This window comes from Demequina sp. NBRC 110057 (genome assembly GCF_002090175.1).
Taxonomy (GTDB): domain Bacteria; phylum Actinomycetota; class Actinomycetes; order Actinomycetales; family Demequinaceae; genus Demequina.
Window position 1 is genome coordinate 146743 of the sequence record NZ_BBRN01000005.1, and the last position, 25300, is coordinate 172042.

Sequence of the window (25300 nt, forward strand, 5' to 3'; positions counted from 1 at the left end):
GTCAGCCCTTGAGGCCCTGCGTGGCCACGCCTGCGACGAGGAATCGCTGGAAGACCAGGAAGAACAGCAGGATCGGCACCAGCGCGAGGAAGCTCGCCGCCACGGTAGCGCCGTAATCCGAGGTGCTGGTCTGGTCGTTGTAGAGACGCAGCGCGATGGGCAGCGGGTACTTCTCCGGACTGGTGATGTACATCAGCGGCGCCAGGAAGTCGTTCCAGGTCCAGATGAAGGAGAAGATGGCGCTCGTCACCAGGGCTGGCTGGATCAGGGGAAGCATGATGGACCCGAAGGTCCTCACGTGGCCAGCGCCGTCGACGCGCGCCGCCTCGTCCATCTCGCGCGGGATGCCCCTCATGAACTGCACCATGAGGAAGACGAAGAACGCCTCCGTAGCGAGGAACTTGGGGAGCAGCAGCGGCCAGTAGGTGTCGATCATGTCGAGCTTGTTGAACATGATGTACTGCGGAATGATCACGACGTGGAACGGCAGCAGCAGCGTGCCGATCATCGCCGTGAAGAAGATCCCGACGCCCTTGAACCGGATCCGAGCGAAGGCGTAGGCGGCCATCGCGGAACTCAGCACGGTGCCCACCGTCGCGGCGATCGCAATGATGGCCGAGTTGGCGAAGAACCTCCACATGGGCACGCCCGCGATGCCGTCCATGACCTTGATGTAGTTGTCGATGGTGGGCTGGTCAGGGATGAGGCCCTGGTTCTGACCGAACTCGCTCGAGGGCTTGAACGTCGCAAACAGCAGCCAGATGAGCGGGTAGATGACGATCGCCGTGAGGATGGCGAGCGCCACGAACCAGATCAGCGTGGTGACGCGCTTGCGGTTCCAATACGGGCGTGGCTGGACCACGCGCTCCTGGTCCGAGTCGTGCTTGACCCAGACGTCTCCCCGGCCGGTCATCGGTTCTCTCCCTGGTAGTGCACCCACGACTTCGAGGTGCGGAACAGCACGAAGGCGATGATCGCCACCACGATGAGGAGGACCCACGCCATCGCGGAGGCATAGCCCATCTGGCCGTCGCTGAAGGCGCGCTTGTACAGGTACAGCGTGTAGAAGTTCGTCATGCCGGCGGGGCCGCCGGTGCCGTTGCTGATGATGTACGCCGACGAGAACACCTGGAAGGCGCCGATGAGTTCGAGCAGCAGGTTGAAGAACACGACGGACGACAGCATCGGCAGCGTGATGGAGCGGAACTTCTTCACCGGACCCGCACCGTCCATGTCGGCAGCCTCGTACAGCTCGCGCGGGACCTGCTTGAGGCCCGCGAGGAAGATGACCATGGGAGCGCCGAACTGCCACACCGCGAGCAGGATCATCATCGGCACCACGAGGGCGACGTTGCCGACCCAGCCGCCGATGGTGATGCCGAAGATGCTCAGCGTGTTGTCGACGGGGCCGTCGGCGGAGAACATCGCGCGCCACACGATCGCCACGGACACCGAGGCGCCGATGAGGGATGGGGCGTAGAACGAGGAGCGGAAGAATCCGGCGCCGCGGTCGCGGTAGTTGAGGAGCATCGCGACGCCGAGCGCGGCCGCAAGCTTGATGGGAGTTCCCACCAACACGTAGATCAGCGTGATCTTGACCGACTGCGTGAAGTTGGGGTCGTCCGTGAAGAGGCGAATGTAGTTGTCGAAGCCGATCCACTGGGGCGGCTGGAACAGGTTGTACCGCGTAAACGACAGGTACAGGGAGTAGAGCATCGGCCCGAGGGTAAGGCCGAAGAAGCCGACGAGCCAGGGGGCGAGGAAGCCGTAGCCGGCTAGCGACTCGCGCCAGTGGCGCTGCTTCTGAGAGACGGCCACCTCCGCGTGATGCGGGGCCGGGGCCTTCTGGCGCGTGTCCTCGTCGACACGATGCGCGGTGCTGGTCACCATTGATCCTTCCGTCGCGTGAGTGAGGGTACCCCGTGGGGCCCAAGCGACGGCTCGGGCCCCACGGGGCGGACGGTCAGGAGTTCAGGACGACGTCCATCTCGGAGAAGAACTGCGACACGGCGTCCTCCACGGTGACGGTGCCGAAGCCCAGCTCGGTGCCGAGGACGCGGAACTTCTCCTCGAGCGTGCCGTAGCCGACGAGCGGCACGGGCGGGGCGTCGCCGAGGCGGTCGGCGACCGACTCCTCGTAGTCGCGGATCTGGGCGTCGAGGCCCTCGAACGTCATGCCCTCCTGCATGGTGGTGGAGGCGGGAAGGCCGCGGTTGGTGCCGAAGATGGCACCGACCTCGGGCGAGTTGACCAGGAAGTCGACGAGCATCGCGGCCTCGGCCGGGTGCTCCGTCGAGGCGGAGACGCTGTGCAGCATCGACGGCTTGAGGTACAGGTCCTTGGCGCCCTCGACGGTCACGGGCGGGGCCACCAGGCCGAGCTCGGTGTACGACTCGCCAAGCTCACCGAGGTAGCCGGCACCGAAGTTGTCCCAGGTGAGCTCGGAGGCCGTGAGAGCAGAGCCGAAGCCGGACACGGGGTAGATCTCCTCGAGCTTCTGCTGCGAGATGCCGGAGCCGTCCTCGCCGCGCATGTCGGCGCCGGACTCCCAGAACTCGGCGAGGCGAGCCTCGTCGAAGCCGGGGGTGCCGTCCTCGTTGAAGAGGTTCTTGCCCTCGGCGCGCAGCTGCACCTCAAAGTTCTGGATGCGTCCGGTGTAGTCGGTGCCGCCGAAGACCTCGCCGCCCGAGGCCTCGGTCACCTCGGCCACCCACGACTTGTAGTCGTCCCACGAGCCGCCGCCGAACTCCTCGACGCCGGCCGACTCGAGCAGCTGGGGGTTCGTGTACATGCCCCAGGCGTTGGTCGACGTCGCGATGCCCGTGGTCTGGTCGCCCACGACGCCGATGCCCAGGATCTGCTCGGACAGGCCGTCGGTAGCGATCTCGTTGCCCAGGTAGGGGGCGAGGTCGAGCAGCAGGCCGTTCTCGGAGTACTGGCGCAGGTACGAGTAGTCGAACTGCATCACGTCGGGCAGGCCACCGCCGGCGGCCTCGGTCTGACGCTTCTCCCAGAAAGCGGGGTAGTCCAGGAACGTGGAATTCACCGTGATGTTCGGGTACTCCTCCATGAACAGGTCGATGGACTGCGTGTACATGTCGGCACGGACGTCGTTGCCCCAGAAGGCAAAGTCGAGCGTGACGTCCTCGCCGCTGGCGGCCTCCCCACCGCCGGACGATCCGGAGGCGCTCGGGTCCGCGTCGGAGCCGGACGAGCAGGCGCTCAGGGCAATGCCGCTGGCCGCCGTAAGAGCGACGACCGCCATGAAGCGGCGGCGCTTGTGAACGTTCACCATGGTCTTCCTCCCAGAAAACTTCGTTGTTCTCTCGTGGTGCACCGCCCGCCGGGGCGGGCCGCTGCGCCCCCTCCTTTGGAAAGCGCTATCCGTAACGTAACCCATGACCTGTGCGCGGTCAACGCCCAGATCAAAAACGTTTCAATCGTGACCGATTCGAGACATTTTTGTTCGTTGCCGGCGACCTTACCGGGGCACGGCGACGGGTCCCGACGTGCGGCGGCGTGGCGGGGGGAAATGTCGGGAATCCGTCACGCCACGCCGCAGTCCGCCCCCGCCCCGCCCGGCGCCCAGCGGGACATGAGTGTCGAATCGTGCCGGATTCCGACACGCATGTCCCGCCAGGAAGCAAGCGGCGACGGAGGGGCGGCACTGTCGGGCTACCGGCCCGGGCGGCGCTCCGTTACGGGCGCCTCGAGGCTCGCCATGCGCGCTGCGTCCTGGCGCAGTGAGGCCGGGGTCACCCGAGCGCCGTCGTGCGCGGCAGACGAGTAGACGGCCGTCACGATTTCGAAGGACCGCGCGGGGTCGGCGGCCTCGATGGGCAGGTCCTCCCCTGCCGCGAGCGCGCCGTAGACGCCACGCAGGAGCGGGACGTGCCCGCTGGGTTCCTCGGCGGCCGGCATGGCCCACCGCGCCACCTCGGCATCGGGCACGCCCGGCGCCGGCGTGATGCGCCAGTGATCGTGACCGTGGCCGTACAGGTGCTCGAGCGTGATCGTGGCCTTCTCGGTGTCGATGCGCATCGCCGACACCTCCCGCGGAGACACCGCCGAAGTCACCACCGTCGCCACCGCGCCGCTCGCGAACGCGACGGTGGCCGTCGACGAGTCCTCGGTGCCGGTCTCGCGGCCCACGCGCCACAGGTCCGCACGCACCGATTCCCAGTCGCCGAGCAGGTACGCGAGGAGGTCGATCTGGTGGATGGCGTGGCCGAGCGTGGGCCCGCCCCCCTCGGTCGCCCACGAGCCCCGCCAGGGCACGTCGAAGTAGGCCTGATCGCGGAACCACAGGGTCTGACAGACCGCGACCAGCGGGCGTCCGAACGCGCCTTCCTCCAGGAGCGCCTTGACGTGCGCGGCCGCCGTCCCGGTCCGCTGCTGGAACACCACGGCCAGGCGCTTGCCGGTCCGCTCGGAGGCGGCCACCATCGCGTCAAGTTCGGCAAGGGACAGCGCGGCGGGCTTCTCGCACACCACATGGGCTCCAGCCTCCATCGCGGCGATGGCCTGCGGCGCGTGGACGCCTGGAGGGGTGCAGATGTGCACCACGTCGGGCCGGGACTCGGCAAGCAGCGCGTCGAGGTCGGCGTAGACCTGCCCGCCGCGCTCCTGCGCGAAGCGCTCCGCCGCCGCGGGGTCCCGGTCCGTCACCGCGACGAGCTGGGCGCCGTCGAGTGCCGCGAGCGCCTCGGCGTGGGCATGGGCGATGGCCCCGGTGCCAACGATGGCGGCCCTGAGCGTGGCGGTCATAATTCTCCTTCGTACGCGATGGTCGTGAGTAGCCCGCACATGCCGTACGCGGGCGAGGTCTGGGGGTGGCCGATGCGCCCGGCAGCGAGCGAGCCAGGCTCGCCCTGGGCGAGAGCCGCGAGTTGAGTCTCGGTGGCGCGGGTCGCGCCCTCGTGGGCGCGGCGCCAGGTGTCGGTCCACCCGCCGATGCGCGGGCGGACAAGCGCGACCGCCCGTCGGTAGAGCCGGGCGAGCGCGTCGGGGTCGACGACGCCGCCGGGTGCGAGGGCCGCGTACCCCTCCACCGCGAGGTCGCGCCGGCGAGCTGCCGCGGCGAGGCGTGCGTCATGCGAGGACTCGGGGCCGGGCAGTGCGGCAGCGGCCGCATACGCCTCGGGGTCGGCGAGGACGTCGTCGGGGAACGTCATGACGGCGTCGCCGGCCTCGGGTAGGCCAGCGTGCGACATCACGACGCGCACGCGCAGTCCGCCGAGGTTGACCGCGCGATGCACCACCCCGGGCGTGAACCACACGGTGTCGCCAGCGGTCAGCGGCGTCACCGAGGCGCCGGACGCGTCGACGGCGTGCAGCTCCCCCGCCCCCGCGATCACGAGGTACGCCTCGGACGCGACCGTATGCAGGTGCGGCGTGCCGCCGGCGAGGCCGTCGGGCGCGGTCGACGAATACACCTCGAGCTCGCTCACCGACGCCCCCGAGGGAAAGGCGGGGGCGTGCGTCACGCGGCACCCTCCCCGCCGTCACCCAGGATCGTGGCGACCCTCGCCGCCAGGGCGCCTGCGGCGTCGGCCGTCAGACCGCCATCGGCCAGGACCACGGCGTAGCGCTCGCGCAGCGTCTCCCCCGGCGCGATCTCCCGCTCCGTCGAGAAGAACGGCGCGGGGCACAGGCAGGCGAACTGCTCGGTGCGCGCGAACCATTCGGGCGGATGAGCGACGTTGGTGGGCGCGTCGACCATCAGCACGGTGGAGGCGCGGTCGGTGCCGTCGTGGCGACCACGGAACCCCATCCACGGGGCGCGGCTGCCTCGCATCTCCTCGCCACCCTCGCCCTCGGGCGACAGGATGGTCCCTCCCGTGAAGGATCGCGGGCCACGCCAGAACAGGCCGCCGTAGCCGGCGTTCTCACGGCCACGGGTCGTGGGCGAGCCGATCGGGATCACGCGATCGGTCGCGTTACGCATGCGGGTCTCAAAGGTCAGCATCCAGGCGGAGTCGTCGAGGACCCTGGCGCCGATCGCGCGCGCCTCGGTGAACACGAGCTCGCCCGCCTCCGTGACCCAGTCCAGGGTCTCGACGATGCGCGCCTCGTCGCCGCCGTCCAGGCTCGCGAAGCCCACGTGTACCTGCTCGCCGTTGTTGGCGAGCTGCACGTAGCCCTCGTCGCGCACGAACGTGGGGCCACCCCAGAAGTTCTCGTCGCCCACCACCGGGAGAGACCACGCGATGCCCTTGTGCCACACGTGGTCATGGGGCCTGAACAGCGACACGAGCGATCCACCCAGGGTGTGCACTGGGCTCAGGTAGGGGCGCGGCGACTCGAGCCGCACGTCGGTGGGGCGGTAGACGTACTGAGCGAGCTCGCGGCCGGCATGGCTCAGCACCACGCGATCGCCGCGGTCGTCCACGGTCAGGGAGGTCATCGATGACCCTCTTCCCGCGCCGCGACGGAGGACCGCGGCGCACTCGGCATCGTTGGAAAGCGCTCTCCAACGTAGCGGCACTTCCGCGCGGCGTCCATGACATCCGCGCCGGACCGTGCCAGGCTAACGGCACGGAGGTGTCGCATCGGCACTCAATGGCGACGTGCAGGCTCGCGCGACCTCCCGATGCGCGCCTCGAGGGAGCCGCACCACAACGAGAGGTAGCCGTGAGCGAGACACCCCGCACGTCCCCCGTGACCCTTCACGACGTCGCGCGCGAGGCGGGAGTGTCGCTCGCCACCGCCTCCCGCTCCCTCAACGGGTCGACCCGCAACGTCAAGGCGGCCAACCGCGAGCGCGTCCTCGAGGCAGCGCAGCGCCTCGGCTACTCGGCGAACGCTTCAGCGCAGGCCGTGGCACGCGGCACGTCGAACACGGTGGCGCTCCTGGTCGGCGACATCGCCGACCCGTACTTCTCCTCGATCGCCGCTGGCGTGGTGGGCGCCGCCGAGGACCACCACCTCATCGTCACCATGGCCGAAACCAGGCGCGATCCCGAGCGCGAGGTCGAGCTCGTGCGCGCCCTGCGCGGCCAGCGTCCCCGCGCGATCATCCTCGCGGCCTCGAGGCGCGCGGGCGACGCCCACGCCGAGGCGCTCACGAGGGAGCTCACCACCTTCGAGGCCGACGGCGGCCGGGTGGTCTTCATCTCGACGGCCGATGCCCCCTTCCGCACCCTCGAGGTCGACAACCGCGGCGCGGCACGCGCGCTTGGCGACAGGCTGGGAGCGCTCGGGTACAGGAGCGTCGCCGTGCTCGCCGGCCCCGCGAACGAGGACGGCGCGCCCGCGCTGCTGACCTCCCGCGACCGCCTGGCGGGCTTCCGCGAGGGACTCGCGGGGCACGACGTCGAGGTGGCCGATGCCCGGGTCGGCTGGACCGCCTTCACCCGTGACGGCGGCTACGAGGGAATGCAGGCGCTGCTGAGCGCGGGCCTCGACGGCGTCGAACTCGTGTTCGCCGTCAACGACGTCATGGCCGTGGGCGCGATGAGCGCGCTGCGCGACGCCGGGCTCGAGCCGGGGATTGATGTGGCCGTCGCGGGCTTCGACGACATCCCGACGCTGCGCGACGTGACCCCGCGCCTGACCACGGCGAGCCTGCCCTTGGAGCGCGTGGGCGAGGAGGCGCTCGCCCTTGCGCTGGCCGACGGCGCCGAGGCGCCCGCACCCATCACCGCGGAGGTCGCGATCCGGGAGTCCACCCCGGCGCGCTAACCCCCTGCGAAGGTGGGTAGATCTCGCCCATTTTCGGCACGCCGATGACCCCCTTGGGAGGGTCCTGGTCCTCGGCACCCCGCACGCGCCGTCGCCCGGGTTCCCCAACTCGCCCGGCCCCGTCGCCCTGCGTCGTCCTGGGTCGCCCTGCGTCGCCCCATAGCCGCGCACCAAAGTGACGGTAGGTACGGGCGCCACGCCGTCGCATCGTCCATCCGTACCTGCGTGTCGCGAGCGACAACCGTCACGTTGACACGCAAGGACGCGCAGGCCGGGGCAACCGAGCTCTCGGCACGCACCCCTTGCGCGATCGCCACCCGCCCACGTACAGTTCGGTAAACGCTTTCCAAATGCAGTCATCCGCCCGGGCAACGAGGCCCGCCGGCGACGAACCGTGAGGGGACCCACGTGGCAACTCAGACCATCGGCATCATCATGAACGGCGTCTCGGGACGCATGGGATACCGCCAGCACCTGGTGCGATCCATCCTCGCCATCCGCGACGCCGGCGGCGTGGAACTCCCCGACGGCACCAAGGTCCAGGTAGAGCCACTGCTCGTCGGCCGCTCCGAGGCCAAGCTGGCAGAGCTTGCCGCAAAGCACGGCATCGAGCACTACACGACCGACCTCGACGCGGCACTCGCCGACGACCGCTGGCACATCTACGCCGACTTCCTCGTCACCAAGGCACGCGCCGCCGCCATCAAGAAGGCGATCGCCGCCGGCAAGGCCATCTACACGGAGAAGCCCACCGCGGAGTCCTTCGACGAGGCGCTCGAACTCGCGCGCCTCGCCACCGCCGCCGGCATCAAGAACGGCGTGGTCCACGACAAGCTCTACCTGCCTGGCCTCATCAAGCTGCGCCGCCTCATCGACTCGGGATTCTTCGGCCGCATCCTGTCGGTGCGCGGCGAGTTCGGCTACTGGGTGTTCGAGGGCGACTGGCACCCCTCCCAGCGGCCCAGCTGGAATTACCGCGCCGAGGACGGCGGCGGCATCGTCGTCGACATGTTCCCGCACTGGAACTACGTGCTGGAGAACCTCTTCGGCCGCGTCGAGTCCGTCTACGCGCGCGCCGTCACCGAGATCCCCGAGCGCGTGGACGAGGCCGGCGAGGCCTACGCCGCCACGGCCGACGACGCCGCGTACGGCATCTTCGAGCTCGCCGGCGGCATCACCGCGCAGATCAACTCGAGCTGGACCACCCGCGTGAACCGCGACGAGCTTGTCGAGTTCCAGGTCGACGGCACGCATGGCTCCGCCGTGGTGGGCCTCTTCGGCTGCAAGATCCAGCCGCGCAACGCCACCCCCAAGCCCGTGTGGAACCCGGACCTGCGCAACGAGATCGACTTCGACTCCACGTGGGTGGAGGTCCCCGACACGGAGGAGTCCGTCAACGGCTTCCGCGCCCAGTGGGAGGAGTTCATCCGCCACGTGATCGCGAACACCGAGCACCGCTACGACTTCCTGGCCGGCGCGCGCGGCATGCTGCTCGCCGAGAAGGGCCTCGAGTCGCACCGCACCGGCGCGCGCATCGACCTGCCCGAGATCTCCGCGGACCGCGTCCCCGACACCGCCGAGGGCGCCGAGGCCGGCGAGCCTGCCCGCACGGAGCGTTGACGCGCACCATGACGGACACCCTCACTCTGCTCGACCCCGACGGCTCTACCCGGGCCGTCGACCTCGCCCCCGCGGCGCAACTGACCCGACCCCACGGCCCCCTCACGGGCCGCGTGGCGTACGCGGCTGCGCACGTGGTGCCGCGCGCATCGGCCGACAACACCCCTGGTCAGCCCGCGGATATCGACTGGGATGCCACCCTCGCGTTCCGCCACCACCTGTTCTCGTGGGGCCTGGGCGTGGCGGATGCCATGGACACCGCCCAGCGCAACATGGGCCTCGATCCGGCGGCGGTCAGGGAGCTCATCTCCCGCTCGGCGGCGGAGGCGAGCGCGGCCGGCGCCCGCATCGTCGTGGGAGTCAACACCGATCACGTCGAGGACGAGGTCATCTCGCTCGGCAAGGTCATCGACGCCTACAAGGAGCAGCTCTTCCACGCCGAGGACGCCGGCGCGGGCGCGGTGCTCATGGCGAGCCGCCACCTCGCGCGCGCCGCCCAGTCCGCCGACGACTACCGCCGCGTCTACGACGAGGTGCTGTCCGTCGCGAGCGCCCCCGTGGTGCTCCACTGGCTGGGCACCGCCTTCGACCCGCAGCTTGCCGGCTACTTCGGCTCGGACGACTGGAGGGTGGCGGCCGATGCCGTGGTCGCCATCATCGAGGCCAACCGCGACACCGTGGCCGGTATCAAGATGAGCCTGCTTGACGCCGAGTCGGAGATCGCCGTACGTCGCCGCCTGCCCGAGGGCGCCCGCATGTTTACCGGCGACGACTTCCACTACTGCTCCCTCATCGAGGGCGACGAGCACGGCGGTTCCGACGCCCTGCTGGGGGCGTTCGCCGCCCTCGCGCCCCACGCGTCGGGAGCGATCCAGGCGCTCGGCGACGGCGACACGGCGCGGTACCGCGAGATCCTCGCGCCCACCGAGGACCTGAGCCGCCAGATCTTCGCCGCCCCCACCTTCTATTACAAGACCGGCGTGGCGTTCATGGCCTGGCTCAACAACCACCAGGCGGCGTTCCAGATGGTCGGCGGGCTGCACTCGGCACGATCGCTCCCCCACCTGTCACGCATCGTCGAGCTTGCCAACGCGTGCGGCGCCCTCGAGCACCCCGACGTGGCCGCGACGCGCTGGCGCTCGCTCCTGGAGCTCAACGGAATCGAGGCGGCATGACCGCGCACCCGCGCCTGTCGATGAACCAGGCGACCCTCAAGAAGGCGACCCTCGCGGAGGCCATCGCCGCCGTACAGGGAGCCGGCTACGAGGCGATCGGCACGTGGCGCGAGCCCGTGCAGGAGGTGGGCCTCGACGAGGCGACCCGCATGATCGCCGACTCGGGCCTGCGCGTCTCGACGCACTGCCGCGCCGGCTTCTTCACCATGCCCGACGGCCCCGCGCGGTCCGCGTCGCTCGACGACAACCGGCGCGCGATTGAGGAGACGGCGGCGCTCGCCGCTGCCGGCGCCCCCGGTTCTCGCGCCGTGCTGGTGCTTGTCGCGGGAGGGCTCCCCGAGGGCTCGCGCGACCTCGTCGGCGCCCGCGCGCGGGTAGCCGATGCCCTCGCCGCCCTGGCACCCGAGGCCGCTGCCGCGGGGGTCACCCTCGCCATCGAGCCGCTTCACCCCATGTACTGCTCGGACCGAGCGGTGGTGTCCACGCTGGGGCAGGCGCTCGACCTGGCGGCGCCCTTCGACCCGTCCGTGGTGGGGGCCGCTGTCGACACGTTCCACATTTGGTGGGATCCGGCCGTGCTCGAGCAGATCGCTCGCGCTGGCCGGGAGGGCCGCATCGCCACCTACCAGGTGTGCGACTGGGCCACGCCGCTTCCGGCCGACGTATTGCTGGGCCGCCACTACACGGGCGACGGCGTCATCGACTTCGCATCGCTCACCGCGGCGGTCGAGGCGACGGGCTACGACGGCGATGTCGAGGTGGAGATCTTCAACGAGGACATCTGGGCAGCCCCCTATGACGAGGTGGCCCGCCGCACCGCGGAGTCGTTCGGCGCGGCGGTAGCCCCGCACCTCGCCACGCCCTAGAAGCGTCAAATGGATCCACTTGGCTCGCCTAAGGCCGTAAAAGAACCAAGTGGATCCCATTGACGGGAGGGGCTTAGGGTCGGCGGCATGACAGTGCCGCTCCTGCTCGCCTCCCAGTCCCCCGCCCGCCTCGCGACCCTGCGCTCCGCGGGAATCGTGCCCGAGGTCCTCGTCAGCGGCGTCGACGAGGACGCGGTGCTCGCGGGCCTGCGCGCCCTCCACACGGAGCAGGGGTGGGGCGAGCCGGATCCGGCCGATGCCGTGCTCGCCTTGGCGCGCGCCAAGGCCGAGCACATCGCGGCCGAGTACGACACCGACGCGATCATCCTGGGCTGCGACTCGATGCTCGAGATCGACGGCGCCATCCACGGCAAGCCAAGGGACGCCGAGACCGCCCGCGAGCGCTGGCGCGCCATGCGCGGCCGCACCGGCGTGCTCCACACCGGACACTGGCTGGTCGACGACCGCGAGGACGGCAGCCGCGGCTCGCTCGGCGCCTCGAGCGCGACGACCGTCCGCTTCGCGGACCTCACCGACGACGAGATCGACGCCTACGTCGCCACCGGCGAGCCGCTGAACGTCGCCGGCGGCTTCACGGTAGACGGCCTTGGCGGCCCCTACGTCGAGGGCATCGACGGCGACTTCCACGGAGTGGTGGGCGTCAGCCTCCCCCTCCTGCGCCACCTCCTGGCCGAGATCGGCGTCCCCATCCACGCCCTGCGCGCCTAACCGCGGCTCCCCCGGCGGCGGCCCGTCGGGCCCTCGCAGGGCTGGCCATGGCATCGGCCGATTGTGGGAAGACCACAACCTACGCCCACGTAACCCAAGCAATCGCCAAGTTCGTTGTCGGATCCCTACAAAGGCCGCCCGGCGGCGTGTCCCCGCGGTCCAAACTTGACCGGCGCCCCCGCCGGGGACCGAGGCGCCGCCCTGACCGCGCGCTACCGTGGCGGCGTGTCCCGTTTCTCCTCCGTCCTGATCGCCAACCGTGGCGAGATCGCCGTCCGAGTCATCCGCGCGTGCGCCGATGCCGGCCTGACGTCGATCGCCGTCTACGCCGAGCCCGACCGCGACGCCCCGCACGTGCGGCTCGCCGACGAGGCCTACGCGCTGGGCGGCTCAACCGCGGCGGAGACCTACCTCGACATCGCGAAGATCATCGACGTCGCCCAGCGCTCGGGCGCCGAGGCGATCCACCCCGGCTACGGCTTCCTGTCGGAGAACGCGACGTTCGCGCAGGCGGTCATCGACGCCGGGCTGACCTGGATTGGCCCGCCGCCGGCGGCCATCGAGGGCCTGGGCGACAAGGTCAGCGCGCGCCACATCGCGCAGCGCGCCGGCGCCCCCCTCGTCCCGGGCACCAAGGACCCTGTCGCCAACGCCGACGAGGTCCTCGCGTTCGCCGACGAGCACGGCCTTCCGGTCGCAATCAAGGCGGCGTTCGGCGGCGGCGGCCGCGGCCTCAAGGTCGCCCGCACCCGCGAGGAGATCCCCGAGCTGTTCGACTCGGCGACCCGCGAGGCAGTCGCCGCGTTTGGCCGCGGCGAGTGTTTCGTGGAGCGCTTCCTCGACAAGCCCCGCCACGTCGAGACCCAGTGCCTCGCCGACAGCCACGGCAACGTCGTCGTCGTCTCGACCCGCGACTGCTCCCTGCAGCGCCGCCACCAGAAGCTCGTCGAGGAGGCCCCCGCGCCGTTCCTCACGGATGAGCAGAACGCGCGTCTCGTCGAGTCGTCCAAGGCGATCCTCACGGAGGCCGGTTACGAGGGCGCTGGCACCTGTGAATTCCTCGTGGGCGTCGACGGCACCATCTCCTTCCTCGAGGTCAACACGCGCCTGCAGGTGGAGCACCCCGTGACCGAGGAGGTCACCGGCGTCGACCTGGTGCGCGAGCAGTTCCGCATCGCCGCAGGCGAGCCCATCTCCGTCCTGGAGCCCGTCACGCGCGGCCACTCCATCGAGTTCCGCATCAACGGCGAGGACCCGGGCCGCAACTTCATGCCGGCCCCGGGCACCCTGTCCACGCTGGTGTTCCCCTCGGGCCCTGGCGTCCGCATCGACGCCGGCGTGCGCCAGGGCGACACCGTCTCGGGCAACTTCGACTCGATGATCGCGAAGGTCATCATCACCGGCGCCACGCGCGACGAGGCCCTTCAGCGTGCCCGTCGCGCCCTCGCGGAGATGGTCGTCGAGGGGATGCCCACGGTCGTGCCCTTCCACCGCGCCGTCCTCGACGCCCCCCAGTTCACGGCCGCCGACGGCGCCTTCGGCGTCTACACGACCTGGATCGAGTCCGAGTTCGCCGACACCGTCGCGACGCTCGGCTCGAGCGGTGGCTCCGGCGAGGACATGGCCGATGCCGCCGCCACCGAGCGCGTCGTCGTCGAGGTGGGTGGCAAGCGCCTCGAGGTGGTCCTGCCCGCCTCCCTAGCCCGCGCCGGGCGCGCAAACGCCCGCAGCGCGGGTGCGGCTCGCCGCACTCCTCGCCGCGCGAACGGCGGCTCAACCCGCGTCGCGACCGGAGACGCCCTCACCTCGCCCATGCAGGGCACCATCGTGAAGGTGGCCGTCGAGGACGGTGCGGCCGTCGAGGCGGGCGACCTCATCGTGGTCATGGAGGCCATGAAGATGGAGCAGCCGCTCGTGGCACACAAGGCTGGCACCGTGTCCGGCCTGTCCCACGCGGTGGGCGCCTCGGTGTCCTCGGGCACCGTGATCTGCGAGATCGCCTAACCCGTTCGTCCCTTTCGCCCCCCGCGTGGCCCGCGGGGTAGCGTGAACGCCATGGATTCCGCACAGCGTCGCGCCCTCGGACTCGTCGCCATGGCCGCATGGCTCCTCATCGACTCCCTGCGCACGGCTGGCCCGCTGTTGCTCGACCTGTCCGAGACGGGCACCGCGACGGCGGTGTTCGCCGCGGTCGCCACCGCGCTCGGTGCGGGCCTCATCGCGTGGATCGCGTCGGAGACCGCGCGCCACTTCAGCCACGGAGGAACCGTCGCGTTCCTCCTCGCGGTGGTGGCGCTGTTCCGCCTGGCTCTTCCCGTGTTGTCCGGGATGTGGCTGATCGGCGTGGGCCTGTACCTGCTGGCGCTCGCCCTCGCCACCGTGGTGATGACGGCCCGGGTGGCGCTCGGCAACGGCGGCGGCCCCGCCCTGCTCGCGGGCACCTCGCTGGGCGCCGGAGCCGCGCTTGCCGAGCAGGCGCTGCTGCGCACGTACGACGCCCCCTGGCGCCAGGACGAGTGGGGCTGGAACGCGCTCGCCGTGGTCGCCATCCTCGCCGTCGTCAACGGCATCCGCTGCCGCGACCTCGAGCCGGCCCCGTCCTCTCGCGGCTGGTGGGCCTACGGCCTGTACTGGGCGGCGCTGCTGTTCGGCTTCGCCAACCTCGCCTGGATCGACGTGCAGGCCGATGTGCGTATGTCGGGAGGCCTGATCCTCGGCATGCTCGGCGCCGTATTGGGAGCCCACCTCGCCTCGCAGGCGCACGCGCTGACCCTTCCGCTGCGTATGGGCATCCTCGGCCTCGGCGCAGTCGCCGCCGCGCTCGCCTTCCTCGGCTCGGGCACCACGGCCGCCGTCGCGCTGCCCGTCGCTGCCGCCGCTGCGGCGCTGGGGGCGGCGCTGGCCATCCGCCCGGGGGAGGTCTCCCCCGCCGCACGCCTGGGCGCCACCTTCACGTTCATCGCCGCCGTGCTCGTCCCCCTCGCGCTGGCCTCCATCGATAGGTTTGCTCAGGTGCCGCTGGCGGCCGAGGCGGTCATGGCCGTCGCCGTGATCGCGGTCATCGTGGGCGGCGGGGTGCGCGGGTGGGCGATCCCCACGGGAGCCGCGCTCGGCGGCGTTTGGCTGCGCGTCGGAGTGTTCACGCTGCTCGGCGCCGGGCTCGCCGGCTGGACGTGGCAGACGTACGAGCAGCCGCGCGCCACCACCACCGACTTTCTTGCCACGCCGGTCGCGATGACGTGGAACGTGCACCAGGGCATCACGCCGAGCGATCAGGGCGGGCCCGCGCTGCGGCTCGACCGCGTCACCGCGGCGCTCGACGGCGTCGACGTCGCCATGCTGCAGGAGGTGGACCGCGGCGGCCTGCTGGGCGGCGGCACCGACATGGTGGAGTACCTCGCCGGCGAGACCGGCATGGAGATCTCCTACGCCCCCGCCGCGGGACGCCAGGTGGGCAACGCCATCCTCACCTCGCGCCCCCACACGGCCGTCCACACCATCGATCTTCCCGAGGCTCCCGACGGGCCGGCCCGCTCCGCCCTGGCCGTCACGTTCATGGGGGCCGAGTTCGCCTCCGCCCAGCTCTCCGGGGATCAGGAGGAGGCCGCCACGGCCCAGGCGCAGGCGCTCGCCGATGCCGTCGAGGGCTCGGAGAAGGTCGTCGTGGGAGCCGACCTGGGCGAGGTGTTCGGCACGGGAGAGCCCGATGCCCCCGCCCTCGCCGCGCTCACCTCGCTCGGCTACGACTCCCTCGCCCACGGCTCCGCCACTGTCGACGGGGAGCAGGCCGCGGGGGTCGGCGTGATGATCGGGCGCGCGGTCACCCTCGACGAGGTGTCGGTGGTCGCGACCGTCGGCTCGGACCACGCGCCGCTCGTGGCGCGTGTCACCACGGGCGCCACGGCACCCGGCGACGCCGGCGAGGACGAGGGGGACCCGCAGCCGTCCGCCTCGGCGAGCCCAAGCGCATCGGCCTCACCCTCGCCCAGCGTGAGCGTCAGCGGCGACTGACCTCAGATCTTCTTGGCGACGTCTCCCATGTGGTGGAGGCGGCGCGCCACCTCCGACACGGTGCCCGACAGCGACGGGTAGACAGTGAACGCCGAGGCGATCTGGTCCACCGTGAGGTGGTGGGCGAGCGCCAGCGTCAGGGGGAAGATGTGCTCGCCGGCGCGCGAGCCGACGATGACGGCGCCGAGCACCTGGCCGGTCACCGTGTGGCCGAAGATCTTCACGAAGCCCTGGTCGATGCCGAGCATCTTGGCGCGCGGGTTGCGCGCGAGGTCGAGCTTCGAGACCTCGTAGAAGATGCCGCGCTCCTTCAACTCCGCCTCGCTCGCGCCCACGGAGGCGATCTCGGGGGCCGTGAACACGTTGGACGCCACCTGGCGCAGGTCGATGGGGGTGACGGCATCGCCGAGCGCGTGCGCCATCGCGATGCGGCCCTGGGTCGCCGCGACGGATGCGAGCGGGAACACTCCCGTGCAGTCGCCGGCCGCGTACACACCGCGCGCCGACGTGCGCGAGACCTTGTCGACCATCACGTAGCCGCGCTCGTCGAGCGTGACGCCGGCCTCCTCGAGGCCCACGCCTGCGGTGTTGGGGACCGAGCCGACCGCCATGAGGCAGTGGCTTCCCTCGATGACGCGACCGTCGGACAGCGTGACACGCACGCCGTCGCCGGTGTTGACGGCCGCCTGGGCGCGCCCGCCGACCACGTCCATGCCGCGCTCGTGGAAGATCTCGGTGATGAGGTCGGAGGCCTCGGGGTCCTGGGTCGACAGCACCCGCTCGCCCGAGGCGATGAGGGTCACGTGGGAGCCCAGCAGGTTGTAGGCGCCGGCGAACTCCGCGCCGGTCACTCCCGAGCCGACAACGATGAGGTGCTCCGGGAGCTCCTTCAGGTCGTACAGCTGCGTCCAGGTGAGGATGCGCTCGCCGTCGGGCTGCGCGTCGGGGAGGATGCGCGGGCGGGCACCGAGCGCGAGCAGGATCGCATCGGCCTCGAACGCGTCGTCGTCGGTCTCGACGCGGGTGGGGCTGACCAGGCGGCCCTCTCCCTGAACCACGCGGATGTCGTTCTTGGCCATGCGCGTCGCGATGTCGTAGGACTGCTTGAGGACCAGCTTGCGCACGCGGTCGTTAACGGCCTTGAGGTCGACGCTGTGCTCGGAGCGCTCCGAGGTGTCGGAGCCGTCGCGGTCGCGGATGCCCAGCTGGGGTGCGCGGTCGGCGATGGTGCGCCACTCGGCGGTGGCGATCACGGTCTTGGAGGGGACCACGTCGGTCAGGACGGCGTTGCCACCCAGGCCTTGACGCTCGATGAGGGTGACCTCCGCACCCTGCTTCACGGCGACGAGGGCGGCCTCATACCCGCCCGGGCCGCCACCGACGATGACGATGCGTGGGGACATAGGACCATTGTCCCGCATGCTGAGACCCCCGCGGCGCATCGGCCCTGGGAGGGTGGCCGATGCATCGGCCGGGTTGCCGCATTAGGCTCGGCCTATGAGTGAAGCCGCGACGTTTGCCTCCGAGGCAGCCCAGTCCCTCGCCGCCGCCACCGGCGTCGACCACCACGACATCGCCCTGATCCTGGGCTCCGGATGGGGCGGCGCCGCCGACCTCATCGGCGAGGAGATCGCGTCGGTGCCCGCCGAGGAGATCCCCGGCTTCGGCGGCCACGTGGTCGCCGGCCACCACGCCACGCTCCGTTCGCTGCGCACCGCCGACGGCCGCAACGTGCTCGTGCTCGGCGCCCGCCAGCACTTCTACCAGACCCGCGACGCGGGCAAGGTGGCGCACGCGGTGCGCACCGCGGCGGCGGCCGGGTGCCACACCCTGGTGGTGACCAATGGCTGTGGATCCACCCGCCCCGAGGTGGGCCCCGGCTCGGTGGTCCTGCTCGAGGATCACCTCAACCTCACGGGCGCGACGCCGCTCGAGGGCGCGACCTTCGTCGACATGACCCAGGCGTACTCGCCGCGGCTGCAGGAGATCGCGCGGTCCATCGATCCGTCGCTTCCCGTCGGCGTCTACGCCCAGTTCCAGGGCCCGCAGTACGAGACCCCCGCCGAGGTGAAGATGGCCACCGTCCTGGGCGCCAACCTCGTGGGAATGTCGACCACTCTTGAGGTGATCGCCGCTCGCGAGGCCGGCCTTGAGGTGCTCGGCCTGTCGCTCGTGACCAACCTTGGCGCGGGCATCGGCGGCGAGACTCTCAACCACCAGGAGGTGCTCGACGCGGGCGCCGCTGCCGCACCGCGCATTTCGCGCCTGCTGGCCGACATCGTGGAGGCCATGCGATGAGCGCCCTCGAGGGAACGCTGGCCGCAGCGCGCGCGTGGGCGGAGGACGACCCCGACCAGCGCACGCGCGAGGAGCTCGAGGCGCTCATCGTCGCCGCCGAGGCGGGCTACGAGGACGCGGTCGGCGAGCTCGAGGACGCCTTCCGCGGCATGCTGCAGTTCGGCACCGCCGGGCTGCGTGGCCGCCTGGGCGCCGGCCCCCACCGCATGAACCGCGCCGTCGTGATCCGCGCGGCGGCCGGGCTCGCCCGCTACCTCACCGACTCGCTCAAGGCGGCGGGAATCGAGGGCCCGGCCCGCGTGGCCATCGGCTACGACGCCCGCCACGGGTCGCACGCGTTCGCGCTCGACACCGCCGCGGTCATGACGGCCGCCGGCCACCACGCGATGGTGCTCCCGTCGGCACTCCCGACCCCCGTGCTGGCCTACGCCACGCGCGCGCTGGAGGCCGACGCAGGCGTCATGGTGACGGCGTCACACAACCCCCCGCAGGACAACGGCTACAAGGTCTACCTGGGCGGACGCGTCGTGAGCGATGAGGGGCAGGGCGCGCAGATCGTGCCCCCGCACGACGCCGAGATCGCGGCACGCATCGCCGCCGTGGAAAACGTCGCCTCGGTGCCGCGCGCGGATGACGGCTGGGAGGACCTCGACATGACGGTCCTCGCTCGCTACGTCTCCGAGGTCGCCGGGCTCGTGGGCATGCCCCCGGCCGACGGCTCGCGCGGCGACGTGCGCATCGTCCTCACCCCGCTCCACGGCGTGGGCGGCAGCACCGTCGAGGCGACCCTCGCCACCGCGGGCTTCACCGACACCCACACCGTCGCGCAGCAGGCCGCGCCCGACCCCGAGTTCCCCACCGTGGACTTCCCCAACCCGGAGGAGCCCGGAGCGATCGACCTGTCGCTCGCCCTGGCCGAGGAGGTGGGCGCGGACGTGGTCATCGCGAACGACCCCGACGCCGACCGCTGCGCCGTGGCCACCGAGATCGACGGTCGCTGGCAGATGCTTCACGGCGACGTCGTGGGAGCGCTGCTGGGCGAGCGCGTCGCGTCGCGCGGCGGCCACCCGGACGGCGCCGTCCTCGCCAACTCGATCGTGTCCTCCCAGATGCTGGGGCGCATCGCCGAGGCCCACGGCCTCACCCACGCGTACACGCTCACGGGCTTCAAGTGGATCGGCCGCGAGCCGGGCCTGGTGTTCGGCTACGAGGAGGCGCTCGGCTACTGCGTCGCGCCCGACCTGGTGCGGGACAAGGACGGAGTCTCGGCCGCGGCGCTCGTGGCCGAGTACGTTGCGGAGCTGAAGGCCGCGGGCCGCACCCTCGCCGACGCGATCGACGACCTCGCCAGGGACTACGGCGTGCACCTCACTCGCCAGGTGTCGGCCCGCTTCACCGACATCGCCGAGATCCCGGCGCTCATGGAGCGGCTCCTCGCCTCTCCCCCGGACGCCCTCGCGGGGTCGCCGGTGACGTCGACGGACGACATGAACGCCGGCTTCCGCGGCCTGCCGCCCACCAACGGGCTGCACCTCGCGACGGAGTCGGGAGCGCGCGTCATCATCCGCCCCTCCGGCACCGAGCCGAAGATCAAGGCCTACCTCGAGGTGGTCGAGCCAGCCTCCGCGTCGGTCCAGGACTCGCGCGAGCGGGCCGAGGACGCGATGGACGCCCTCGAGGCGGACGTGAGGTCACTGCTGGGCGTCTAGACATACGCGAGAGCCCCCACCCCGTCGCGGTAGATACACGGCGGGAGTGGGGGCTTCTTCGCGTTCTGGCGGTAGATCTTCGGTGTCAGTACCCGCCGTCGCCGGCGTCCTCGGCCACGACGCCGTCGAGCCCGTCCAGGACCGCGCGGGTGCCGGACAGCCCCAGGCGGGAGGCGCCGGCCTCGATCATGGCGAGGGCCGCATCGGCCGTGCGAATGCCGCCGGATGCCTTGACGCCCAGGGCGTCGCCCACCGTCTTGCGCATGAGCGCGACCGCCTCGACCGAGGCGCCCCCGGCGGGGTGGAAGCCGGTGGAGGTCTTGACGAAGTCGGCCTTGGCACGCACCGCGGCCTCGCAGGCCCCGACGATCGCCTCGTCGCTCAGCGCGGCGGACTCGATGATGACCTTGAGGACCTTGCCCTCCGGCACGGCGGCGCGCACGGCGGCGATGTCCGCCTCGACCTCCTTGAAACGGCCCTCGATGGCGGCGGCGACGTCGATCACCATGTCGACCTCGTCGGCGCCCTGGGCGATCGACAGGGCGGCCTCGGCGGCCTTCACCGACGAGTGGTGCTTGCCCGAGGGGAAGCCGCACACGGTGGCGACGGCGACGCCCTCCGGCACATCCACCGGAAGCATCGACGGCGACACGCAGATCGAGAAGACGCCGAGGTCGGCGGCCTCCGCGGCGAGTGCCTCGACGTCGGCCGGGGTGGACTCCGGCTTGAGGAGGGTGTGGTCGACGTACTGGGCCAGCTCGGCGCGAGTGAGAGTCATGTCACCAGACTACGTGCGGAAGTTGCCACCGCGCGCGGGGTTTGAGACCCTAGTGGCAGAGCCTCAGCCGGCTCCCGGACGAAGTGACGTACCCGGCATTGCGACAAGACGTCTCACTGGAGAGACATCATGGCTTGGGTCGTTCTCGTGATCTCGGGAGTCCTGGAGGCAGTCTGGGCGACGGCGTTGGGGAAGTCCGAGGGCTTTTCCCGCCTCGCCCCCACCATCACCTTCCTCGTGGCGCTCGTCGCGTCGATGGGCGGGCTCGCGTACGCGATGCGCACCCTCCCCGTGGGCACGTCGTACGCCATCTGGGTGGGCATCGGCGCGGCGCTGACCGTCGGCTACGCGATGGCGTCGGGCGCGGAGGCCGCCTCCATCACCAAGATCCTGCTGATCCTGGGCATCGTGGGCTGCGTCGTGGGGCTCAAGGTCCTGCATTAGCGGCGCGCCCCGAGCGGGCCCCGCGAGCGCCCCGCACCGGCACCGCCCTCGGCGCCCACTGGCGAACACCCAGAGACACGAGCGCGCCCTCGGCGTCCACTGGCGAGCGAGAAGCTCGCCCGGGGGCGCCGGGGCGCGCCGGGCACTGCAGACGAGTTACTCGCCGAAGCCGTAGGCCTCGAGGATGGTCTCGGCCAGGTCGCCGCGCTCCTCGTACGGGAGGAAGGCGCCCCAGGCGGCGGTCAGCGTCGCCTCGAGCAGGTCCTCCTTGGTCCAGCCGGCCTCGACGAGCACGCCGAATTCGCCCGACATGGACACGCCGGAGACCAGGCGGTTGTCGGTATTGATCGTCACGGCGAAGCCGAGGTCGCGCAGCGTGTGCATGGGGTGGTCCTCGATCGAGGAGGCCGCGCCGGTCTGCACGTTGGACGTGGGGCAGCACTCGAGCGGGATCTGCTGGTCCACCGCGTGGCGGGCGACGAGGCCGAGCGAGGGCTCCTCGCCGTCGAAGTCCTCGATGTCCTCGTGGATGCGCACGCCGTGGCCGATGCGCCTGGCGCCCTGGAACAGCGCGTCACCCACGGAGTCCGCTCCGTCGGCCTCGCCAGCGTGGATCGTCACGGGGAAGTGGGCGGCGCGCAGCGCGGCGAACGCTGGCGCGTGGTTGTCGGCCGGGAAGCCGTTCTCGGGGCCGGCGATGTCGAAGCCGACGCAGCACTTGTCGCGGTTGACGATGGCGAGCGCGGCAATCTCGGGCGAGCGGTCAAGGTGACGCATCGCGTCGAGGATCGCGCCCACGCGAATGGTGTTGCCCGCCTCGGCGGCCTCGGCGATGCCCTCCTCGATGCCGGCCTGCACCGCCTCGACGACCTCCTGGAGGTCGAGGCCGCCGGACACGTGCTGCTCGGGGGCGTAGCGCAGCTCGGCGTAGATGACGCCGTCGGCGGCGAGGTCCACTACCGCCTCGCGGGCCACGCGGCGCAGGTTGGTAGCCGTCTGCATCACGACGGTGGTGTGCGCGAAGGCCTCGAGGTAGCGCACCAGGTCACCCGAGTTGGCGTTGCTGGCGAAGATCTGGGCAAGCTCGGCCGGGTCGGTCGAGGGAAGCTCGTGGCCGATCTCGGCGGCGAGCTCGATGAGGGTCGACGGGCGCAGGCCGCCGTCGAGGTGGTCGTGCAGCAGGACCTTGGGAAGGGCGACGATCTCGTCGTGGGTGAGGGTCATGGCACCAGGCTAACGGCGCGCACCCACATTCGACGCGACGTCAGCGCTTGCGGGCGCGCGGCAGGACCATCCAGCACACGCGCGTCCAGTGCCCGAGGGCCGGCTCCTTGGCCCCACCCCCGTACACGCGGTCGACCGCCAGCGGCAGCACGCGCCCGGACGACGGCTCGTACACCTCGAAACCCGCCTCGCTGCGCGCGGTCAGCAGCACCACGTGACGCGGCACCACCTGGTCGAGCCCGCTGGCGGAGTCACCTCCCGTGTACACGGGCACCGGGATGCCGTCCCTCAGTGCGGCCGATGCGTGGGCGACTGCGGCGGCGACGCGCTCCCCGTCGGTGTCGTCCACGATGGCCCCGCGGAACCGCAGCCCGGCGAAGCGGGTCGCGTTGTCGACGCGCCACGGCGGCGTGCCGTACGCGCGCGGCCACGGCAGCGGGCCGAGCGCCCCGTGGGTCGCCTCGCGGTGAAGGACGCGCTGCAGCGACTGCCAGCGCTCCTCGATGGTGCGGGCGCCGATCTCGAGCGCGGCAGCACACTCGGGCGGAAGGTGGTCACCAAGCGACCGCCCGGTCGCGACCCAGGCCGCGACGAAGGGGTCGCCCGTCATCAGCATCATCGCCATCACGGCGGCTCCGCAGGTGGTCTGGTCCACCTGCACGGCGCGGATGGCGCCAAATCTCACGGAGCCGATGCCGCTGCCGGCGGGGTGACGAATGGTCTCCTTCGCGGTGTCGGGAAGCCGGTGCCACGCCGCGGCGAGCGCCGCCACGGCGGTGAGCGGCGCGCCGCTCGCGGTGGCGCGCTCGATCACCGCTGCATCGGCCCCCAACTCGCTGACGGCGGCCTCGAGCGCCTTGCGGTCCGCGGGTGAGGCGGCCGTGAGCCGGCGCGCGTGGACGCGCGCGAAGACGGTGTCACCCTCGCCGCGGACGCCGCGCTGGGCGACCGCCGCGGCGTGCGCGACCCCGTCGGGGCGCGCCCATGCGGGGGTCGCGCCGAGCGCCTTCGATGCCTTCGCTGCGAGTGAGGTGAGGGTCCAGCCCACCGTCAGATCGCCGACTCGACGCGGTCGAGGACGATGCGACGCTCGACAGGGCCGTCGCCAATGGCGATGGCGCCGTCTCCCCCGCACGCCTCGTCGAGGGCCGCAAGGCCGCGCGGCATGCGCGACTCGGTCTCGGTGTGAAGGGTGGCGATGACGTCGCCGGCCTTGACCGTCTCCCCCAGGGTCTTGTGGAGCATGACGCCCGCCGAGACCTGCACGGGGTCCTCCTTGCGCGCACGCCCGGCGCCCAGGCGCCACGCCGCGACTCCGAAGCCGAGCGCGTCGACGCGGGTGAGCACACCGTCGCGGTCCGCGCGGACCTCCTCGACGTGGGGGGCCTCGGGCATCTCGGCGTCCACGTCGCCGCCCTGGGCGGCGATCATGCGGCGCCACATGTCCATGGCGCGGCCATCACGCAGGGCCTCGGCAGGGTCAGCATCGGTGATGCCGGCGCCGGCCAACATCTCCTTAGCGAGGGCGACGGTCAGCTCGACAACGTCGGCGGGGCCGCCGCCGGCGAGCACGTCGAGCGACTCCTTGACCTCGTTGCCGTTGCCGATGGCGTAGCCGAGCGGGGTCGACATGTCGGTCAACAGCGCGGACGTGCGCACGCCGGCATCGGCGCCAAGGTTCACCATGGTCTCGGCAAGCTCGCGAGCCTGGTCGATGTCCTTCATGAACGCGCCGGAGCCGACCTTGACGTCGAGCACGAGCACGCCGGTGCCCTCCGCGATCTTCTTCGACATGATCGAGGACGCGATGAGCGGGATCGCCTCCACGGTGCCAGTGACGTCGCGCAGCGCGTACAGCTTCTTGTCGGCGGGAGCCAGTCCCGACCCGGCCGCGCAGATCACAGGACCCACCTCGCGCAGCTGCGCGTGCATCTCCTCATTGCTGAGCGCCGCGCGCCAGCCGGGGATCGACTCGAGCTTGTCGAGCGTGCCGCCGGTGTGGCCGAGGCCACGGCCCGACAACTGGGGAACGGCCACTCCGTACACGGCGACCAGCGGTGCCAGCGGAAGCGTGATCTTGTCTCCCACGCCGCCGGTGGAGTGCTTGTCCGCGGTGGGCCTGCCCAGGCCGGAGAAGTCCAGGCGCTCGCCGGTGGCGATCATGGCGGCCGTCCAGCGCGCGATCTCGGCGCGCGACATTCCGCGCTGCAGGATCGCCATGGCGAGCGAGCTCATCTGCTCGTCGGCCACGACGCCGCGGGTGTAGGCGTCGACCACCCAGTCGATCTGGTCGTCGCTCAGGGTGCCGCCGTCGCGCTTGACGCGGATGACGTCCACGGCATCGTGTCGCTCGGTCACTTGGCCTTCTCCAGATCCTCCGGCCCGAACGCGCCGGGCAGGAACTCGTCCATCGTCATGATTCCCGCCGCGGTCTCGACCAGCAGCGAGCGGCCGCCGTGCTCGAAGAGCAGCTGACGGCATCGGCCGCACGGGGCGAGCACCTCGCCGTCGCCGCCCACACACGTGAAGGCGACAAGGCGGGAACCCGCGCCGTCGGTGTGGAGCTTGGACACCAGCGCGCACTCGGCGCACAGGGTCAGCCCGTACGACGCATTCTCGACGTTGGCGCCGATGACGACCTGGCCGGTGTCGGTCAGCGCCGCCACGCCCACGGGGAAGTGCGAGTACGGGACGTACGCGCGGGTCGAGGCCTCGCGGGCCGCGGCGCGCAGGCCATCCCAGTCAATCTCGGGCACAGCAGAC

The 25300-nt window shown here is 71.4% G+C and carries 22 protein-coding genes and 1 riboswitch; of the genes, 10 read left to right on the top strand and 12 right to left on the bottom strand.

Translation table 11 applies throughout. The features are described from left to right. Position 1: 1 nt before the first annotated feature. The 6 genes from B7K26_RS09105 to B7K26_RS09130 form a co-directional block, all read right to left on the bottom strand. Positions 2-913: a carbohydrate ABC transporter permease gene (locus B7K26_RS09105; RefSeq protein ID WP_084078879.1), complete on the bottom strand. Its 912-nt coding sequence runs from the start codon at positions 911-913 to the stop codon at positions 2-4. Continuing rightward, the gene (locus tag B7K26_RS09110) at positions 910-1890 is read right to left on the bottom strand and encodes a carbohydrate ABC transporter permease (protein ID WP_084078881.1); all 981 of its coding nucleotides are present in this window, start codon (positions 1888-1890) and stop codon (positions 910-912) included. Before B7K26_RS09110 ends, B7K26_RS09105 begins: the two co-directional genes overlap by 4 nt. Before the next feature lie 73 nt (positions 1891-1963). Next, positions 1964-3295 (bottom strand): ABC transporter substrate-binding protein, encoded by a 1332-nt coding sequence (locus tag B7K26_RS09115; RefSeq protein ID WP_084078883.1) that lies wholly within the window; start codon positions 3293-3295, stop codon positions 1964-1966. A gap of 380 nt (positions 3296-3675) precedes the next feature. Next, positions 3676-4767: a Gfo/Idh/MocA family protein gene (locus B7K26_RS09120; RefSeq protein ID WP_084078885.1), complete on the bottom strand. Its 1092-nt coding sequence runs from the start codon at positions 4765-4767 to the stop codon at positions 3676-3678. Beyond that, positions 4764-5486 carry a cupin domain-containing protein gene (locus B7K26_RS09125; protein ID WP_084078887.1) on the bottom strand — a complete coding sequence of 241 codons (723 nt, stop codon included), beginning with the start codon at positions 5484-5486 and terminating at the stop codon, positions 4764-4766. Before B7K26_RS09125 ends, B7K26_RS09120 begins: the two co-directional genes overlap by 4 nt. After that, positions 5483-6406 (bottom strand): PmoA family protein, encoded by a 924-nt coding sequence (locus tag B7K26_RS09130; RefSeq protein WP_084078888.1) that lies wholly within the window; start codon positions 6404-6406, stop codon positions 5483-5485. Before B7K26_RS09130 ends, B7K26_RS09125 begins: the two co-directional genes overlap by 4 nt. A gap of 227 nt (positions 6407-6633) precedes the next feature. Between B7K26_RS09130 and B7K26_RS09135 the strand changes: the two genes are divergently transcribed. The 7 genes from B7K26_RS09135 to B7K26_RS09165 all read left to right on the top strand — a co-directional run bounded on the left by B7K26_RS09135 (position 6634) and on the right by B7K26_RS09165 (position 16084). Beyond that, on the top strand, positions 6634-7683 hold the full coding sequence (locus B7K26_RS09135; protein WP_234998770.1) for a LacI family DNA-binding transcriptional regulator: 1050 nt from the start codon (positions 6634-6636) through the stop codon (positions 7681-7683). 435 nt (positions 7684-8118) lie between these two features. Beyond that, entirely contained in the window at positions 8119-9303 is a 1185-nt protein-coding gene (locus B7K26_RS09140; RefSeq protein WP_084079189.1) for a Gfo/Idh/MocA family protein, read from the top strand. 8 nt (positions 9304-9311) lie between these two features. After that, on the top strand, positions 9312-10478 hold the full coding sequence (locus B7K26_RS09145) for a DUF993 family protein (RefSeq protein WP_084078892.1): 1167 nt from the start codon (positions 9312-9314) through the stop codon (positions 10476-10478). Beyond that, positions 10475-11344: a sugar phosphate isomerase/epimerase gene (locus B7K26_RS09150; protein WP_084078893.1), complete on the top strand. Its 870-nt coding sequence runs from the start codon at positions 10475-10477 to the stop codon at positions 11342-11344. Before B7K26_RS09145 ends, B7K26_RS09150 begins: the two co-directional genes overlap by 4 nt. An 87-nt stretch (positions 11345-11431) precedes the next feature. Continuing rightward, entirely contained in the window at positions 11432-12073 is a 642-nt protein-coding gene (locus B7K26_RS09155) for a nucleoside triphosphate pyrophosphatase (protein WP_084078894.1), read from the top strand. A gap of 225 nt (positions 12074-12298) precedes the next feature. Continuing rightward, on the top strand, positions 12299-14077 hold the full coding sequence (locus B7K26_RS09160; protein WP_084079190.1) for a biotin carboxylase N-terminal domain-containing protein: 1779 nt from the start codon (positions 12299-12301) through the stop codon (positions 14075-14077). Between the two features lie 51 nt (positions 14078-14128). Beyond that, the gene (locus tag B7K26_RS09165; RefSeq protein ID WP_084078895.1) at positions 14129-16084 is read left to right on the top strand and encodes an endonuclease/exonuclease/phosphatase family protein; all 1956 of its coding nucleotides are present in this window, start codon (positions 14129-14131) and stop codon (positions 16082-16084) included. A gap of 2 nt (positions 16085-16086) precedes the next feature. Here the strand turns inward: B7K26_RS09165 and B7K26_RS09170 are convergent, their stop codons facing one another. Next, the gene (locus B7K26_RS09170) at positions 16087-17487 is read right to left on the bottom strand and encodes an NAD(P)H-quinone dehydrogenase (RefSeq protein WP_234998771.1); all 1401 of its coding nucleotides are present in this window, start codon (positions 17485-17487) and stop codon (positions 16087-16089) included. 94 nt (positions 17488-17581) lie between these two features. Between B7K26_RS09170 and B7K26_RS09175 the strand changes: the two genes are divergently transcribed. Both B7K26_RS09175 and B7K26_RS09180 read left to right on the top strand, forming a co-directional pair. After that, a complete protein-coding gene (locus B7K26_RS09175) occupies positions 17582-18382 on the top strand; it encodes a purine-nucleoside phosphorylase (RefSeq protein WP_084078897.1) in 801 nt (266 codons plus the stop codon). Then, positions 18379-20091 carry a phospho-sugar mutase gene (locus B7K26_RS09180; RefSeq protein ID WP_084078898.1) on the top strand — a complete coding sequence of 571 codons (1713 nt, stop codon included), beginning with the start codon at positions 18379-18381 and terminating at the stop codon, positions 20089-20091. The genes B7K26_RS09175 and B7K26_RS09180 overlap by 4 nt, the downstream gene beginning before the upstream one ends. An 85-nt stretch (positions 20092-20176) precedes the next feature. Here B7K26_RS09180 and deoC read toward each other — a convergent pair whose 3' ends face one another. After that, a complete protein-coding gene (gene deoC / locus B7K26_RS09185) occupies positions 20177-20869 on the bottom strand; it encodes a deoxyribose-phosphate aldolase (protein ID WP_084078899.1) in 693 nt (230 codons plus the stop codon). A gap of 55 nt (positions 20870-20924) precedes the next feature. Then, positions 20925-20987, top strand: a riboswitch (guanidine-III (ykkC-III) riboswitch). 11 nt (positions 20988-20998) lie between these two features. On the opposite strand from deoC, the gene B7K26_RS09190 reads away from it, so the two are divergent. Further along, a complete protein-coding gene (locus B7K26_RS09190) occupies positions 20999-21313 on the top strand; it encodes a multidrug efflux SMR transporter (RefSeq protein ID WP_084078900.1) in 315 nt (104 codons plus the stop codon). Between the two features lie 156 nt (positions 21314-21469). Here B7K26_RS09190 and B7K26_RS09195 read toward each other — a convergent pair whose 3' ends face one another. The 4 genes from B7K26_RS09195 to B7K26_RS09210 are packed head-to-tail and all read right to left on the bottom strand — an operon-like array spanning position 21470 to position 25293. After that, entirely contained in the window at positions 21470-22537 is a 1068-nt protein-coding gene (locus tag B7K26_RS09195) for an adenosine deaminase (protein WP_084078901.1), read from the bottom strand. 40 nt (positions 22538-22577) lie between these two features. Further along, positions 22578-23585, bottom strand: a complete 1008-nt coding sequence (locus B7K26_RS09200) for a hypothetical protein (protein WP_084078902.1) — start codon at positions 23583-23585, stop codon at positions 22578-22580. A gap of 2 nt (positions 23586-23587) precedes the next feature. Then, positions 23588-24895 carry a thymidine phosphorylase gene (locus tag B7K26_RS09205; protein ID WP_200811069.1) on the bottom strand — a complete coding sequence of 436 codons (1308 nt, stop codon included), beginning with the start codon at positions 24893-24895 and terminating at the stop codon, positions 23588-23590. Further along, positions 24892-25293, bottom strand: coding sequence for a cytidine deaminase (locus tag B7K26_RS09210; protein WP_084078904.1), 402 nt, complete (start codon positions 25291-25293; stop codon positions 24892-24894). Before B7K26_RS09210 ends, B7K26_RS09205 begins: the two co-directional genes overlap by 4 nt. Between the last annotated feature and the right edge of the window lie 7 nt (positions 25294-25300).

Bases quoted from the DNA above. Each gene is read 5' to 3' on its own strand.
- B7K26_RS09105 (WP_084078879.1), bottom strand. From the start codon at position 913: ATGACCGGCCGGGGAGACGTCTGGGTCAAGCACGACTCGGACCAGGAG.
- B7K26_RS09110 (WP_084078881.1), bottom strand. From the start codon at position 1,890: ATGGTGACCAGCACCGCGCATCGTGTCGACGAGGACACGCGCCAGAAG.
- B7K26_RS09115 (WP_084078883.1), bottom strand. From the start codon at position 3,295: ATGGTGAACGTTCACAAGCGCCGCCGCTTCATGGCGGTCGTCGCTCTT.
- B7K26_RS09120 (WP_084078885.1), bottom strand. From the start codon at position 4,767: ATGACCGCCACGCTCAGGGCCGCCATCGTTGGCACCGGGGCCATCGCC.
- B7K26_RS09130 (WP_084078888.1), bottom strand. From the start codon at position 6,406: ATGACCTCCCTGACCGTGGACGACCGCGGCGATCGCGTGGTGCTGAGC.
- B7K26_RS09140 (WP_084079189.1), top strand. From the start codon at position 8,119: ATGAACGGCGTCTCGGGACGCATGGGATACCGCCAGCACCTGGTGCGA.
- B7K26_RS09145 (WP_084078892.1), top strand. From the start codon at position 9,312: ATGACGGACACCCTCACTCTGCTCGACCCCGACGGCTCTACCCGGGCC.
- B7K26_RS09150 (WP_084078893.1), top strand. From the start codon at position 10,475: ATGACCGCGCACCCGCGCCTGTCGATGAACCAGGCGACCCTCAAGAAG.
- B7K26_RS09155 (WP_084078894.1), top strand. From the start codon at position 11,432: ATGACAGTGCCGCTCCTGCTCGCCTCCCAGTCCCCCGCCCGCCTCGCG.
- B7K26_RS09165 (WP_084078895.1), top strand. From the start codon at position 14,129: ATGGATTCCGCACAGCGTCGCGCCCTCGGACTCGTCGCCATGGCCGCA.
- B7K26_RS09170 (WP_234998771.1), bottom strand. From the start codon at position 17,487: ATGTCCCCACGCATCGTCATCGTCGGTGGCGGCCCGGGCGGGTATGAG.
- B7K26_RS09175 (WP_084078897.1), top strand. From the start codon at position 17,582: ATGAGTGAAGCCGCGACGTTTGCCTCCGAGGCAGCCCAGTCCCTCGCC.
- B7K26_RS09180 (WP_084078898.1), top strand. From the start codon at position 18,379: ATGAGCGCCCTCGAGGGAACGCTGGCCGCAGCGCGCGCGTGGGCGGAG.
- deoC (WP_084078899.1), bottom strand. From the start codon at position 20,869: ATGACTCTCACTCGCGCCGAGCTGGCCCAGTACGTCGACCACACCCTC.
- B7K26_RS09190 (WP_084078900.1), top strand. From the start codon at position 20,999: ATGGCTTGGGTCGTTCTCGTGATCTCGGGAGTCCTGGAGGCAGTCTGG.
- B7K26_RS09195 (WP_084078901.1), bottom strand. From the start codon at position 22,537: ATGACCCTCACCCACGACGAGATCGTCGCCCTTCCCAAGGTCCTGCTG.